Origin of the sequence: Qipengyuania marincola, from assembly GCF_029688625.1 — a bacterium.
In the GTDB taxonomy this organism is placed as follows: domain Bacteria; phylum Pseudomonadota; class Alphaproteobacteria; order Sphingomonadales; family Sphingomonadaceae; genus Qipengyuania.
This window is the reverse complement of the sequence record NZ_JARULC010000003.1, coordinates 762,456-777,093: the sequence shown is the minus strand read 5'-3', so window position 1 is coordinate 777,093 and position 14,638 is coordinate 762,456. Positions and strand designations below refer to the sequence as shown.

Below are 14,638 nucleotides of genomic sequence, written 5' to 3'. Positions count from 1 at the left end.
GCTAGCTCTTAAAAATAGCATGGGAACAGGGATGCCGACCAGTCAGAGCGAAAAGCCAAGGCGGGTGACCTCGATCGATGTCGCGGAGCGGGCCGGGGTGAGCCAGTCCACGGTAAGCCGCGCACTGTCGGGTTCCGAAACGATAACCGAGGCTACCCGCCGCCGGGTCGAACAGGCTGCCGCCGATCTCGGCTACCACGTGAATGCTCGCGCGGCCGGGCTCCGGCGAGGGGAAACCGGCTCGATCGCCATCGTCGTCATCGGCCGCGCCGGGCAAGGCGCGGCCGCGATCAACCCCTTCTACTATTCGCTTCTCGGAAGCACCTGTGCCGCGGCGGCAGAGCGCGGCTACGAAGCTCTCGTGTCCTTTCAGGCCGAACCCGACGAGCTGTTCGGGCATTATGTCGCCCGCAGGCAGGCCGATGGCGTCGTCGTGATCGGAACGGCGACCAACGAGGTGGCATGGGACTATTTCCGCGATTGCGCCGCGCAAAGCGAGGGAATGGCCTTCTGGGGTTCGCCCTTCGATGATGCCACATGGGTGCGATCGGACAATCGCGACGGCGGGCGCATCGCAGTCGACCGGCTGGCGCAGGGCGGCGCGCGCAATATCCATTTCGTGGGCGACACCCACTCCTCGCAACGCCAGTTCTCCGAGCGGTACGACGGCTATCGCGCGGCAATGGAGGTGCGGGGGCTAACTGCGCGAGAGCCTTTGGTAAGCGAGGGCGAGGACCGCGTTTCGCAAGGGCGCAACGCGATCACCACGTTGCTAGAAAACGGCGTGCCCTTCGATGGCCTTTTTTTCGCCTGCGATGCCATGGCGCTTGGCGCGCTTGAAGAATTGGGTTCGCGCGGGATCGACGTGCCCGAAGCGGTCTCGGTTGTCGGGTTCGACGGCCTTGGATCGGGCGAATTCAGCGCTCCGCCACTGACCACTGTAGAACCGGACTTCGCGACTGCCGGCAAGCTGTTGGTCGACACAGCCCTTGCGCGCGATGGCGAACGCCCCGAACGGCGCGTGCCTGTGCGCCTGGTGGAACGTGCCAGCGCGCGCTGATCCCACTTTTCACGAAGCTGTTTGCCCGAGGGCATCCGCCGCCTATGAAGCGGCCTATCTCATTCAAGGGAGAGAGACATGAAATCGAGCATCGCATCCGTCCTCGCGACCCTGTTCGTGGCCCAGGCAGCCTTCGCGCAGGACCCCGAACCGGCGCCCAATCCGGTCGAGGAGCAGGAGGTCGATGCCTCGCAGGAAGTTCAGCCGGCCGAAGGCACCGGCCTGCGCATCGACGCTGCGCCTGCGACGACCAGCGCTGCAGCGGCGAACGACGAAGAGGCGTGGGACGTTAGCAATCCGCGTGGCTTCACCATCCGCCAGGTCCCGATCCGCACCGACGAGGGTACCTGGATCGACGTTGATGTGTCGCCCGACGGCCGCATGCTGGCTTTTGCCTTGCTGGGGGACATTTACACGATGCCGATCGCAGGCGGCAAGCCGCGCCGGATCGCAGAAGGTCTCGCTTGGGAAGTGCAGCCCCGGTTCTCGCCTGACGGACGGCGGATCGCATTTACCTCGGATCGCGGCGGGGGCGACAATATCTGGGTGATGGATGCCGATGGTTCGAACAAGAGCCAAGTAACCAAGGAAGATTTTCGCCTGCTCAACCAGCCCGACTGGTCGCCGGATGGGAAATATATCGTTGCGAAGAAGCATTTTACCACGCAGCGCTCGCTCGGCACTGGCGAGATCTGGCTCTACCACCGTTCGGGCGGCGGTGGCGTCAAGCTGGTAGCGCGGGCCAGTGAATCGCTGCAGAAAGAGCTGGGTGAGCCGATCTATGCGCCGAGCGGGGATGCGGTCTACTACACGCGCAACGTCACAGGCGGGCCGATCTTCGAATATGCGCAGGATTCGACCCAGGGCACTTTCGCGATTGAACGGTATGACCTGACGACGACCGAAGTGACGACGGCGGCAAGCGGCTATGGCGGCGCGGTTCGCCCCACGCCATCGCCCGACGGCCGCTCGCTCGCTTTCATCCGGCGCGACAAGGACCAGACTGAATTGTGGGTCAAGAACCTCGCGACGGGTGTCGAGCGGATGGTCTATGGCGATCTCGATTTCGACATGCAGGAAACCTGGGCGGTTTACGGCTTCTATCCGCGGATGGACTGGACACCGGACGGCAGCGCCATCGTTGCCTGGGCGGGCGGCAAGATCCGCCGCATCGCTGCGGATGGCAGCGGGTCGAGCGTCATTCCTTTTGCGATCGACGATACGAGGGGTGTGGCCGATGCCCCGCACCCTGCGATCCCGGTGGGGCAGGACAGCTTCACCGCGCGGATCCCGCGTTTTGCCAGTGTTTCGCCTGATGGCCGCACGGTGATCTTCGAAAGTCTTGGGAAGCTTTATGCAAAGCCGCTTGGCGGAGGGGAACCGCGACGCTGGTCGTCGGGCGAAGCGGAAGCGCTCGAGCTGTGGCCCAGTTGGTCGCGCGACGGACGCCGCGTCACCTTCGTCCGCTGGACCGACGATGGGCTTGGCCAGGTCATGGTCGCCGATGCGAACGGGCGCGGTGCGCGCGCCGTCACGTCAATGCCAGGCCATTATGCCAAGCCTCAGTTCTCGCCCGATGGCCGCACGATCGTGTTCGAAAAGCGCGAGGGGGGCTATCTCACCTCGCCCGAATATTCGGAAAATCCGGGCATTTATGCGGTTGCGGCTGCAGGTGGCGATGCGCGCCTTGTGGCGCGCGGCATGACCGAGCCCCAGTTCGGGGCGACCAGCGAAAGGCTGTTCATGCTCGGCCAGTCGGAGGGCAAGCTCCAGCTGATCTCGGCCGCTCTCGATGGTGACAAGCGGCAGGTGCACGCCGAGGGCGAACTGGTCAGCGGGTATAGTGTCAGCCCGCGCGGCGACCTTCTCGCTTTCCGCGAGAATTACGAAGTCTTCGTCACTCCGCTGATGCCCGGCGGGCAGGCCGTTACGCTGGGCGAAAAGTCGAGTTCCCTTCCAGTGACGCGCGCGAGCAAGGGTGGAGCGGACTATATCGGCTGGACCGATGGCAGCAGCACGCTCACCTGGTCGATGGGACCCACGCTGTATCGCGCCATGGCTTCGGACATGATTGCGACCGCGCCGCAGGGTGAGGATGCACCGACCTTCGCGCCACCCGAAACCGGCATATCGCTTGCGCGAACGATCGCCGCCGACAAGGCGCAGGGGGTCGTCGCGCTGACCGGCGCGCGCATCCTGACGATGGCGGGAGATGGTGCGGGCATCGTCGAGAACGGCACGATCGTCATTCGCGGCGACAGGATCGAGGCTATCGGCAGCGCCGCGGAGGTCGCAGTGCCTGGCAACGCGACCGTGATCGATGCAGCCGGAAAAACCATCATGCCGGGCCTCGTCGATGCACATGCACATGGCGCGCAAGGCGTGGGCGATCTCATCCCGCAGCAGAACTGGTCGCTGGTGCAGAATCTGGCGCTCGGGACGACCACGCTGCATGACCCGTCATCGCAGGCGAGCATGATATTCGCCGCCGCCGAACGGCAACGAGCGGGCAGTCTGCTGGCTCCGCGAATCTTCTCGACCGGCGAGATCATATACGGTGCCAAGGCTCCGTCTGTGTTTGCACGGATCGACGGCTATGAAGACGCGCTCGCCCATGTGCGCCGCATCAAGGCGCAGGGCGGTGTTTCGGTGAAGAATTACAACCAGCCCCGGCGCGAACAACGTCAGCAGGTCGTCGCCGCGGCCAAGGCCGAAAACATGCTTGTGGTGGCCGAGGGCGGGTCGTTGTTCGGCATGGACATGAACCTGATCGCCGATGGCAATTCGACCGTCGAACACAATGTCCCGGTCGAATATTTCTACGAGGACGTGCTGCAGTTCTGGGGTGGCTCCCAGACCAATAATACGCCGACCCTGGTGGTGACCTATGGCGGGCTTGCGGGCGACCCATACTGGCGTCAGGCGACCGACGTGTTCGACAATCCGTTGCTGGTGCATACTCCGCCCCGCCAGCTGATCGCGGACACAGCACGCCGCGTCACGGCACCAGACTGGGCGTTTGTCGACGACGACGCGGCGCGCGAAACGAAGAAGCTTGCCGAACGCGGGGTCAAGATCGCTATCGGAGCCCACGGTCAGCAGGCAGGCATCGCGGCGCATTGGGAGCTGTGGAGCTTCGTGCGTGGCGGGATGACCCCGGTCGAGGCGCTGCGCGCCGGTACGATCTGGGCGGCGCAATCGCTGGGCATGGATCGTGACGTCGGCAGCCTGGAAGTCGGCAAGCTTGCCGATCTTCTGATCCTCTCGGCCGACCCCAGCGAGGATATCCGCAATTCGGACGATATCGAACGCGTGATGCTCGGCGGCAGGCTCTACGATGCGCGCACGATGAACGAAGTGGTCACCGGCTCGGACAATCGCCTGCCCTACTGGTGGGAATAGGGCGAATCCAAAACGAGGATTATCTGGCCGATTTGACTCGCGACAGGAAGGTGGCGACCTGCCGGCGCAACTCGCTCGCCTGCTGTTCGAGGTCGCTCGACGAACCGAGGAGCTGGCTTGAGGCGCTGCCGGTAGCGACTGCGCTCTCGCGCACCTGTTGCATGCTCGCGGTCACTTCTTCCGTGCCCTGGGCAGCGATGTCGATGCTGCGCGCCATGTCGCGGCCTGCCACCGATTGCTGATCGACCGCGCTCGCGATGGAGCTCGCGGTGCCTTCCATCTCGCGAATATGTTCGGCAATGGCCCGCAGCGCCGAGACGCTTGCGCCGGTGGATTCCTGCATCGCCCGGATTTGCGCGGCGACATCGTCGGTCGCTCGGCTGGTTTGCGCTGCGAGTTCCTTCACCTCGCTTGCCACCACGGCAAAACCGCGACCCGATTCGCCTCCGCGGGCTGCCTCGATCGAGGCATTCAGCGCGAGGAGGTTGGTACGCTTGGCGATGCTCTGGATGAGTTCCACGATAGCGCCAACTTGGTCGGCTGCTTCGGCCAGACTCATGATCGTTTCATCCGCGCCGCTCGCCGCGTCGTTGGCTTTCCGGGCGAGGTCCGCCGAATGCGCCGCCTGGCGGCTGATCTCGCCGATCGACATGGCAAATTCGTCCGATGAGGCGGCTGCTGCGATGGCACCTTCGGATGCGCGGCCCATGGCTTCCAGCGCATGATGCGTCGCACTGCTCGCCTGCTCAGCTGAGGCCGCCATGCTGGTTGCGGTCGAATGAAGCTGGGTCGCTGCAGCCGCAACGCTGCCGGCCACCTCGCCAACCCCGTTCTCAAGCTCTGTGGCCAGACGTTCGAGCATGACATGGCGATCGTCGGCGGATTTGACCCGCTCGTCCATTAGCTGCTCGAGATCGGCCATCTTGAGACGCAATATCTCGAGACTTTCGGACATCTCTCCATACTCGTCGACACGGCCCTGGATGGAAATTGCAAAATCGGTCTGACCGGAAGCGATCCGGCGCATGTCATCGTTGAGGATGCGCACGGTATCAACGACGTCGCTCGACAAGATGCGCGACGACAGGGCAATGATGAGGCCGAAGAATGCAGCCGACAGACCGACGCATGTCATGACGATGGTGCGCGATGAAGCGATGTTCTCCGCGCCGCTTGTTGGATCGATTCGCGACAGACCAAAAAGGGCGACCAGCGCCACCAGAGCGATCATCAGTATCGGAAAACCCGCAGTGACGCGCAGCTTGTCGTCGCTGTCGAGATTGCTGAACCAGCGTTCCAGCGAACTACGCGAGCGGACGGGTGCCGATCCGGAGACCGCCATTGCCGGCGCGTTCTCGAAGACCTGCTGCTCTGCGGCCTCGTCCTTCACGAACTGATCTGTCAGATCTCTAAGAGCAGTCACGTATTCCCCCGTTCCGACCGAGTGCGCCCGGCTGGGCACCCTTGGCTATAGGGGCACGTGGTTAATTCGTTCTTACCCCGCGCGCACATGGGCCAGGAAAGAAGCGACCTGTTCGCGCAATTCCACGGCCTGACTGTCGAGCTCGGTCGCGGAGCTCAGGACCTGACTCGCGGCGGCACCGGTCTCAAGCGCGGTTTCGCGGACTTGCGAAACGTGCTGGGCGACCTCGCCGCTGGCTTTTGCGGCCACGTCGATGCTGCGGGCCAAATCCTGTCCGGCTACCGATTGCTGGTCAACGGCGCTGGCGATGGAAGTCGCCGTCAGCTCGATTTCGGCAATCTGGTCCGTCACCGCTTTCAAGGCCTTGACGCTATCGTTGGTCGACCCCTGCATCGTGCGGATCTGTGCTGCGACATCCTCGGTTGCCCGGCTCGTCTGCGCGGCAAGTTCCTTGACCTCGCTCGCCACCACGGCAAAACCGCGGCCTGCTTCGCCACCGCGCGCCGCTTCGATGGATGCATTGAGGGCCAGCAGGTTGGTACGTTTGGCGATCGACTGGATCAGCTCCACGATCTGTCCGACCTGATCCGCGGATCGCGACAGGGCCGAAATTGTCTCGTCAGCACCCTTTGCGGTGTCGTTTGCGGCGCGCGCCAGTTCGGCCGAATGCGAAGCCTGTCGGCTTATCTCGCCAATCGACATGGCAAATTCGTCAGATGCGGCCGCCGCCGCTGTCGCGCCGCTCGATGCTTGGGCAATCGACTGTGAAACCAGTTGCGACTGGGTCGAGGTCTGATCCGCCATGTCGCTCATCGATCCGGCGGTACGCTGCAGCTGGCCAGCTGCTGACGCGACCCCGCCGACCACCTTGCCCACGGTAGTTTCGAAATGATCGGCGAGTTGCGACAGCTCGCGCGTCCTTTCGGCGCGCGCGTTCGCACGCTCGGAAGCCATCTTTTCGATCGCATGGGCGCCGCGCAGGAATACCTGGAAGCTGCGGGCAAGCTCGCCGATTTCGTCGGGGCGCCGTGTCCCTGGGATGTGCATGTCCTTCTCGCCGGCGGCGATGCGCTTCGATACGTCCGCCATGCGGTGGAGCGAATTCGAAATGTCGCGTCCGATATTGCCGTGACTGAGATAGACGAGCGTTGCGCCGACCCCGCAGACCAGTACGAAGCAGGTCAGCAGGATCGCGATAAGCATGCGCGATGTAGCATCATTGGCCGCGGCGACCTCATCGAGATCGGTGCGAAGCGCGCCGGCTGCATCAACGAGGTCGGCGAGGCCTGTGAGCAGGGCAGTCAGGCGTTCATCGCCAAGCTGTTGCGCGCCGGTCTCGGCGAGGTTGTCGCGAAGATTTCCGAGATCGTTCGACACAGCGTCAACGGCCGGCAACACCTGGGGCGCGACTTCTGCTGCATCTGCCCTGACCGTTTGGAGCATTTCGGCGGCGTCGCGCAAACCAGCGCGGGCCTCGGCGAGCAAGGCTGCGTCACCGGATTGCGAGTGCGTCACGAGCGCAAGGCGGGTTTCGTCCGTGCTCGCGACAATGTCTGCTGTGGCCAGCGTCGCTTCCGCGATCGCCATTCGGTCATGCCGCAGGTCGAGCGCGAGAGCCCCTCCGGCGAGGATGCAGAAAAGAACGAAGCCCACCGCGGCAATGTTGATGGTGCTGATGATGCGCAGCTTTTCGCTGACCGATTTGGAATACATCCAGCCTTTGACGCCTTTCGGCTTTTCAGCAGGAGCACTTGCATCGGTCATTTCCGACGCGGGATTCTCGTTCAACATGGCCTCGACGTCCGCCGCGATGGCGTCATGCTCGGCGCTCAAATTGCTTATGGCGTTCATGCGACCCGCTGTCCCTTGAGGATATTGTTCCCGTCCGCTTTGACCGGATGGCCAAGATGCTGTCCGATCTCGGCTGCAGGCATGGCCTTGAAATAGAGCCAACCTTGGATCTGGTCGCAGCCGGCAGCGCGGACCATGTCAGCCTGTTCCTGCGTCTCGACGCCCTCGGCCGTGACGCCCATCTTCATCGCGCGCGCAACTGTGATGCTGGACAGCATCATGGCCCGACTGCCGTCATCTTCGCTCGCCTGGACGACCAGGCTGCGGTCAAGCTTGAGTTTTTCGAACCGGAACTGGCGCAGGAAGCCGATCGAGGCATATCCGGTCCCGAAATCGTCGAGCGCGACCTTCACTCCGAACCCACGAATAAGCGCGAGACTGCGTTCGGCGACCACCGGGTCGAGCACGAGGCAAGTCTCGGTGATTTCGAGCTCGAGCCGCTCGGCATCGAAGCCAGTTTCTTCGAGGATATGGCCGAGCTGCACCGGAAATTCGGGATTGCGCAACTGGGCAGCGCTGATGTTGACCGACAGGGTTATGTCCTCCCATTCGAGCGCGTCGATGCAAGCCTGGCGCAGGACCCACAACCCGATGGAATTGATCAATCCGCTTTCCTCGGCAACGGGGATAAAGACATTTGGCCCCACTTGTTTGCCGTCGGGTCGTTCCCAGCGAAGCAAGCACTCAACGGCTACCACGGTGCGGTTCTCGCTATCCACCAATGGCTGGTAGGCCAGGCGGAACTCATCGTTTGCCAGGGCGACGCGCATTTCGTCGTCCAATTGCTTGAGCTGTTCCCGGCTTTTGTCGAACGCACGATTGTACCAGGTGCAGCGCATTCGGCCGCCGCGCTTCGATGCAGACATCGCCACATCTGATCGGCGCAGCAGCTCCGACGAATCGACTGGGTCGCCGGGCGCATATCGCGCCAGGCCGATGCTGGCTCCCAGACTCAACCGGCGGTCTTCCACCTTCACGGGCTTCGCCAGGCGTTCGATGATGCGGCGGCACAACCCTTCGAGCAGCGTTCCGGCCACCGGGCCGGCCACCAGTACGGCGAATTCGTCGCCCGCCAGGCGGTAGATCGTCGCTTCGTCTTCCGTAAGATCGCAAAACACTTTCGAGCATTCCCGGATCGCAGTGTCTCCGATGCCGTGGCCGTAGTGGTCATTGACCAGTTTGAACCCGTCGAGATCAACGAGGGCGAGGGCGACCTCTGCGCCATTCAGCATTTCCTGCTGGACGTCGCGGTGCAAGGCGCGGCGGTTGGGCAGATAGGTCAAGCTGTCCGTCAGATTCAGCTGTTCGGCCTGACGCAGATGGCGCACGCCGGAGTGGGCGAGCATGGCCACTGCCGCCGCGAAAAGAACCGTTCCGCTCGCAAGAACCACCATGGGTTGTGCAATGCCCAGGCGAGAACTCGCCAGGGTCAGCGCGAAGGTCGCGAGAAAAATCCCGGCGAGTACCACCAGCGGACCAAATACGATGGCCTTGCTGTCGCGCGACACGAAATCCTGCCGATGATCCAAGAACTGCCCCCGATTTTTGCGCCCACTCAGGGTCTGGTGCCGCAATAAGCGCCAATCTCTAAGGTCCGGTAAACTTCGCGTTCACCCTGTCCCGCAAGGGCGCGCGCGAAAGGAGCTATCCCGCCCGCGCGGCCAGCGGCAATTGTTGCTGCGAAAGCCGACTCACTACAGATGCAGGGCGGTAAACGGATGATCCCCAATCGGAGGGTTCGAACCGTTCGGTCTGGCCAAGAACGGATTCGCCGGCTCCAAGCATCAGATATCCATCGTTTGCCGTGGCCGAGCCAAGCCGGTCAAAGACATGGCGCCGCCGCTCGGCATCGAAATACAGGAGCACATTGCGGCACAAGACGAGATCGAATTGTCCGGGGCTGGGCGGGTAGTCGAGAATACTGTGCTGCTGGAACCGGGTCATCGAACTGATACGGTCGCTTGCCTGCCAGCCACGTGGCGTTTCCGAGAAGAAGTTGAGCATCTGGGCGACGCTGATGCCACGCTGAATTTCGAACTGCGAATAGCACCCGGTTCGGGCAGCGGCGACAGCTTTACCGGAGATGTCCGTGCCCAGGATTTCGATCGTCCAGTCGGTCCAACGGCCGGCCTGTTCGCAAAAAAGCATCGCCAGGCTCAGCGCCTCCTGACCCGTTGAACAGCCGGCGGACCAGATCGACAGCTTGCGGCTGGATTCCCGCTTTCTGGCAAGATCCGGCAGGACCTTTTCGGCCAGCGTCGCAAAATAGGTGTGGTCGCGGAAGAAATAGGTTTCATTGTTGAGCAGCGCTTCGACGACCTTCGTGGCGAGATGCTGTTCTCCCGGCCGCTCCAAGAGGCAGGCGAGCTGGTCGACATTGTCGATACCCAATTCGCGGAACAATCCTGCGAGCGCGGTCGAGATGCGCCACATTCGGCTTTCAGTCAGCTGCTGTCCGGTCTTTCGCTCCAACAGGTCGGCGATAATGCGATGCGAAGCATCCTCTACGCCCATGCCGCCGCTCCGGCGCTGGCGACGACCTTTCCGGCCAGTTCCTCAGGCGGACAAACCGCGCTGGCGAGGCCGCTTTCGGTGATGGCTCGCGGCATGCCCCAGACCGCGCAACTTTCCGCGTTCTGCGCGTACAGGGTGCCGCCAGCCCTGGCGATTGCTTCTGCCCCTTCGGTGCCATCTCGTCCCATGCCCGATAGCAGAACACCGGCTGCCCGACCGTTGAAGGCGCTCGCCACGCTTTCGAACATGGGATCGACGGAAGGCATACAACCGCTGCGAACCGGATGAAAAGCCAGACCCGTCACATAGCGCAACCCATCCTTGCGGACGACCATGTGGCCGTGACCGGGGGCGATAATCACGTGGCCGCGCTCGATTTCGAGTCCGTCATTGGCGAGCAGGGCAGGGCGGCCGGACGCCAGTTCCATCTGCTTCGCAAACACCGGGATGAAGCTGTCCGGCAGGTGCTGGGTGATCAGAATGGGCAAGTCGAAGCTTGCCGGCAGAGCCCGCAGGAATAGATTCAGGGCATGGATGCCGCCGGTCGAGGCCCCGATTGCGACCACTTCGGGACGCTTGTGTCCTTTGGCCATCGCCGGAATTGGGCGAACGGGCTTTTGCGCAGGCGTATCGATGCCTGCCAGCGCACGGATTTTCTCGAGCAGGGTGGCGCGATAATCGTCGTTGAAGCCGCCTGGCCGAGGTTTCAGCATCGTGTCCGCAGCGCCGAGCGAGAGCGCCTGAACCGTGTGTTGCGCCCCGTCGGACGTCAGCGAGGAGATGACGAGGATTTGCGCCCCCGGGGCAATCCGCTGGATCTTCGGCAGCGCCTCGATCCCGCCCATTCCGGGCATTTCGAGATCCAGCATGACCACGTCGACGTCATTCGCTGACAATTCTTCCAGCGCGCGTTCCGCAGAATTTGCGGTCGCGACGATGTGGACGTCGACTTCTTTCTGCAACATCCGCGTGAAAACGGTCCGCACTGTCAACGAATCGTCTACAATCAGAACCCGGACCTTGCGCCGGTCTTCCGCAGGTGACGACCTGCCCGTTCTTTCTGCTGCCGCGCTCATTGCCCGCGCCTCAGGCCATTCCGACAAGCTGGAGCTTGATCTGTAGCGTCTCGTGATCGAACGGTTTCATGACATATTCGTCGGCACCGGCGCTGATCGCCTCGCGAATATGTGCGACGTCGTTTTCGGTCGTGCAGAAAACGACTTTGGGCTTGTCGCCGCCATCGCGCTGGCGCAACTGGGTGATGAACTCGATGCCCGTCATTACCGGCATGTTCCAGTCGAGCAGGATCACGTCCGGCATGGTTTCGGCGCAGCGATCAAGGCCTTCCTTACCGTTTTCCGCCTCGTCGACCGTGAAGCCGAGCGTCTCCAGAATATGGCGCGAGACCTTGCGAATGACGCGCGAATCATCGACGATCAGGCAGGTTTTCATGGTATGTGACCTCATGTGTTGCGGCATGCTTGTAAGCGCCGACCGGTAACTATTCGCTTAAGCCGCATCCTGCCGCGGTGTGCAGATCAGGGCAGATGTGTCGAGCAGCAACGTCGGACCGTGCTCGGTTTCTACCAGGCCGCGCGCCGCGCGTTGCCAGCCAGCGCCGAATCCCCCGGGCACGGCCACGGCCTCGCTCAGCGCTTCGCCGACATCATATGCTTCGTCGACGAGAAGCGCGTAGAGATGGCCGTCGAGATCGACCACCGCAGCGCGCCGCTCGTCGACCGGCGCGCTGTTCTCCACACCGATAGCGCGTGCGCAGTCGATCACGGTCAGCGCCTGGCTGCGCAGCGCGGTGAGGCCGAGAATGAAGTCGGGCGTACCGGGAATGGGCGTGATGTCCTCGACCGCGATCACCGATTGCACTTCGCGCGCGGGTATCGCCGCAGGACGCCCTGCGATCAGGCATTGGAGCAGAAGTTCGGTCATGCGGTCCTCCCGATGCGAGCTTGCTTCAGAGCAGCAAGCAAGCCGTCGCGATCGTAGCGATAGATGGTGGTGTCGTCGGCTCCGGCGGCATCGGGAGCCGAGCGCAGACGGATCACCTCACGGGCCCCGGCGGCGGTCTTTGCATGCGCGGATTCGGCGAGTTCGATGGCGATATCGGCCTCCTCCGCCTCGTCGGAAACGATGCGATAGCCGGCAGCTTCGACCAGGGGTTCAAGGATGGTGCGGGCCCAATCACTTTCCCGCGGAATGCGGCAGGACCAGGTCCGGCGTGCTTCACGCGGCGCAGCAAGCCCGGCAAACAGGGCATGCCCGTCGAGGACTGGCACGAGCGAGCCTTCGACAAGCGTGACACCCTCGATCAGGGGATCGCCGCTGGCCGGCACGAGGTCGCGGTCGACTTCGGTCGCGTCGAGCACCTCCCGTACAGCGTAGACGACTTCGCGATCGCCATCGCTCAACCGCAACAGCCTGCAACGCTCGGCCGGCAATTCGCCGGTGTCGTGGCCGAGCAGGGTGAGTATCTCGCCCTCGATGACAGCCTGCGCGCGCTGGCCGTCGAGGTCGATCGCCTCGCGTGCCACCGTATCGATGCGGCGAACCGTTTCCAGCCGAACTGCGCGTCGCCGTCCGTCGAGACCGACGAACAGCATGATCCGCATCGTTTCGCGAACCTGCTCGTCATCCTTCTCATCGACCAGGTGCGAAGCAAGGCGACCTTCGCCCAACTGCATTCGACTGGTGGCGATGCTGGGCAGATCGAGCAGCATCATCGGACGTCCGTCGTCGAGCAAAGTGGTGCCTGCATAAAGGCGGGTTTCCATCACGGCGGGGGCAATCGGCTTGACCACGACGTCTTCGTGATCGAACACCTTATCGACGGCGAGGGCAAAGACCTCGTCCCCGGCGAGGCGGATGAGGACGAGCGTCTTTTCCTCCCAGTCACTTTCATCCACTTCGCCGATGCCGAGGATCTCGCCCAGGGCGAGGCAAGGCACCCGGCGGTCGCGGAAGGTCACCAGTGTGCGGTCGCCGGCTGCGGCGAATTCGACGTTGTCGCTCGCGCCGAAGACGATTTCCTCGACATAGCTGCGCGGCACCGCATAGCGCTGGCCGTTGCTTCCCACCGTCAGCGCAGCAATGATGCTGAGAGTGAGCGGCAGTTTGAGATGGAATTGCGCGCCTTCGCCCGGCTTGCTGACGACATCGATCGAGCCGCCGACGCGCTCGATATTGGCGCGCACCACATCCATGCCCACCCCGCGTCCGGATACCGCGCTCACGGAGTCGGCAGTCGAGAGACCCGGCTCGAAAATGAGGTGAAGCTTGCGCCGTTCGGACATGGCGGCGATTTCCGCCTGGGAGTAGATGCCTGCCGCCACGGCTTTTTCGGCCAGTCGCGCAACGTCGATTCCGCGGCCATCGTCGGAGACGACAAGGCTGATCTGGTTTCCGGCCTGTCGCGCGGAAAAACGCAGCATGCCAATTTCGCGTTTGCCGTTCTTCAGTCGCTCGCCCGGACCTTCGATGCCGTGATCGATGGCATTTCGGATGATATGAGTCAGCGGATCGCGTACCATCTCGACCATCTCGCGATCGAGTTCGACCTCGCCGCCTTCGAAATCGACCATCACCTGTTTGCCGAGCTCGTTCGACAAATCGCGGACGAGGCGCGGGAGCGATCCGAACAGCTGTTCAAGGCGCTGCATGCGCATCCGGGTGATAGAGGAGCGCACATCGGCCAGGATGGTCGAAAGGCGGTCGAACGGTCCGTCGATCGTCGGCTGGTCGCCGGCCTCGCGCAGTCGGCGGGCAAGGTCGTTGCGGGCAAGGACCATGTCCGAAACCCCCTTCATGACCTCGTCGAGCAGATCGACCGGAAGACGAATGGAGCGCTGGACAGTTTGTGCCTTCGCAGCAACTGGGGTGTCGTCGCCCGCTTCGTCAGGTGAATCCTCTTCGCCGGTGCCGGTGCCGGTGCCGGGGGTGGGCGCAGGCGCCGACATCGCGGCGCTGCTTACCTCGATAGCCTCGCCGGTCTGAAGGGCCGCAATGAGTTCCTCATCCCCGCCCTCAGGAAATTCTTCACCTGCTTCAATTGAATCGGTCATCGCGTTGATACGATCGATGATCGCCAGGACGGCAGAAACTAGCGCGCCGTCGGGCTCACGCCGGCCTGCGCGACATTCGGACAAGGCGTCCTCTGCCGCATGGCTCAGCCTTTCGAGGCGCGGAAAATCGAAGAAACCGCAGTTTCCCTTCACGGTGTGCACGAAGCGAAAAATCGTATCCAGCCGGGTGCGGTCGGATGGATCGGCCTCCCAGGCGACGATCTCGCCCCCGCTCGCCTCCAGCATTTCCCGTGTTTCGGCGACAAAGTCCGCCAGAAGGTCATCCATTGATACTGCCCCTAATCCGATCCGGGG

General features: G+C 63.1%; 10 protein-coding genes. 2 read left to right on the top strand and 8 right to left on the bottom strand.

The window, feature by feature from the left end:
- The first annotated feature begins 31 nt into the window (after window positions 1–31).
- Window positions 32–1,060, top strand: a complete 1,029-nt coding sequence (locus P8Q88_RS13715; protein ID WP_278324392.1) for a LacI family DNA-binding transcriptional regulator — start codon at window positions 32–34, stop codon at window positions 1,058–1,060.
- Between the two features lie 78 nt (window positions 1,061–1,138).
- A complete protein-coding gene (locus P8Q88_RS13710; protein WP_278324391.1) occupies window positions 1,139–4,462 on the top strand; it encodes an amidohydrolase family protein in 3,324 nt (1,107 codons plus the stop codon).
- Between the two features lie 19 nt (window positions 4,463–4,481).
- On the opposite strand, the gene P8Q88_RS13705 is transcribed toward P8Q88_RS13710, so the two are convergent.
- From P8Q88_RS13705 to P8Q88_RS13670, 8 genes are all read right to left on the bottom strand, one after another.
- A complete protein-coding gene (locus P8Q88_RS13705; RefSeq protein WP_278324390.1) occupies window positions 4,482–5,885 on the bottom strand; it encodes a methyl-accepting chemotaxis protein in 1,404 nt (467 codons plus the stop codon).
- A 72-nt stretch (window positions 5,886–5,957) separates the two neighbouring features.
- Entirely contained in the window at window positions 5,958–7,736 is a 1,779-nt protein-coding gene (locus tag P8Q88_RS13700; protein WP_278324389.1) for a methyl-accepting chemotaxis protein, read from the bottom strand.
- On the bottom strand, window positions 7,733–9,265 hold the full coding sequence (locus tag P8Q88_RS13695; protein ID WP_278324388.1) for a putative bifunctional diguanylate cyclase/phosphodiesterase: 1,533 nt from the start codon (window positions 9,263–9,265) through the stop codon (window positions 7,733–7,735). Before P8Q88_RS13695 ends, P8Q88_RS13700 begins: the two co-directional genes overlap by 4 nt.
- Window positions 9,266–9,380: 115 nt before the next feature.
- Window positions 9,381–10,250, bottom strand: a complete 870-nt coding sequence (locus tag P8Q88_RS13690) for a CheR family methyltransferase (protein ID WP_278324387.1) — start codon at window positions 10,248–10,250, stop codon at window positions 9,381–9,383.
- Window positions 10,241–11,326 (bottom strand): chemotaxis-specific protein-glutamate methyltransferase CheB, encoded by a 1,086-nt coding sequence (gene cheB / locus P8Q88_RS13685; RefSeq protein ID WP_278324386.1) that lies wholly within the window; start codon window positions 11,324–11,326, stop codon window positions 10,241–10,243. The genes P8Q88_RS13690 and cheB overlap by 10 nt, the downstream gene beginning before the upstream one ends.
- Window positions 11,327–11,336: 10 nt before the next feature.
- Window positions 11,337–11,702, bottom strand: coding sequence for a response regulator (locus tag P8Q88_RS13680; protein ID WP_278324385.1), 366 nt, complete (start codon window positions 11,700–11,702; stop codon window positions 11,337–11,339).
- Between the two features lie 57 nt (window positions 11,703–11,759).
- Entirely contained in the window at window positions 11,760–12,194 is a 435-nt protein-coding gene (locus tag P8Q88_RS13675) for a chemotaxis protein CheW (RefSeq protein WP_278324384.1), read from the bottom strand.
- Window positions 12,191–14,611: a chemotaxis protein CheA gene (locus P8Q88_RS13670; RefSeq protein WP_278324383.1), complete on the bottom strand. Its 2,421-nt coding sequence runs from the start codon at window positions 14,609–14,611 to the stop codon at window positions 12,191–12,193. Before P8Q88_RS13670 ends, P8Q88_RS13675 begins: the two co-directional genes overlap by 4 nt.
- Window positions 14,612–14,638 lie beyond the last annotated feature (27 nt).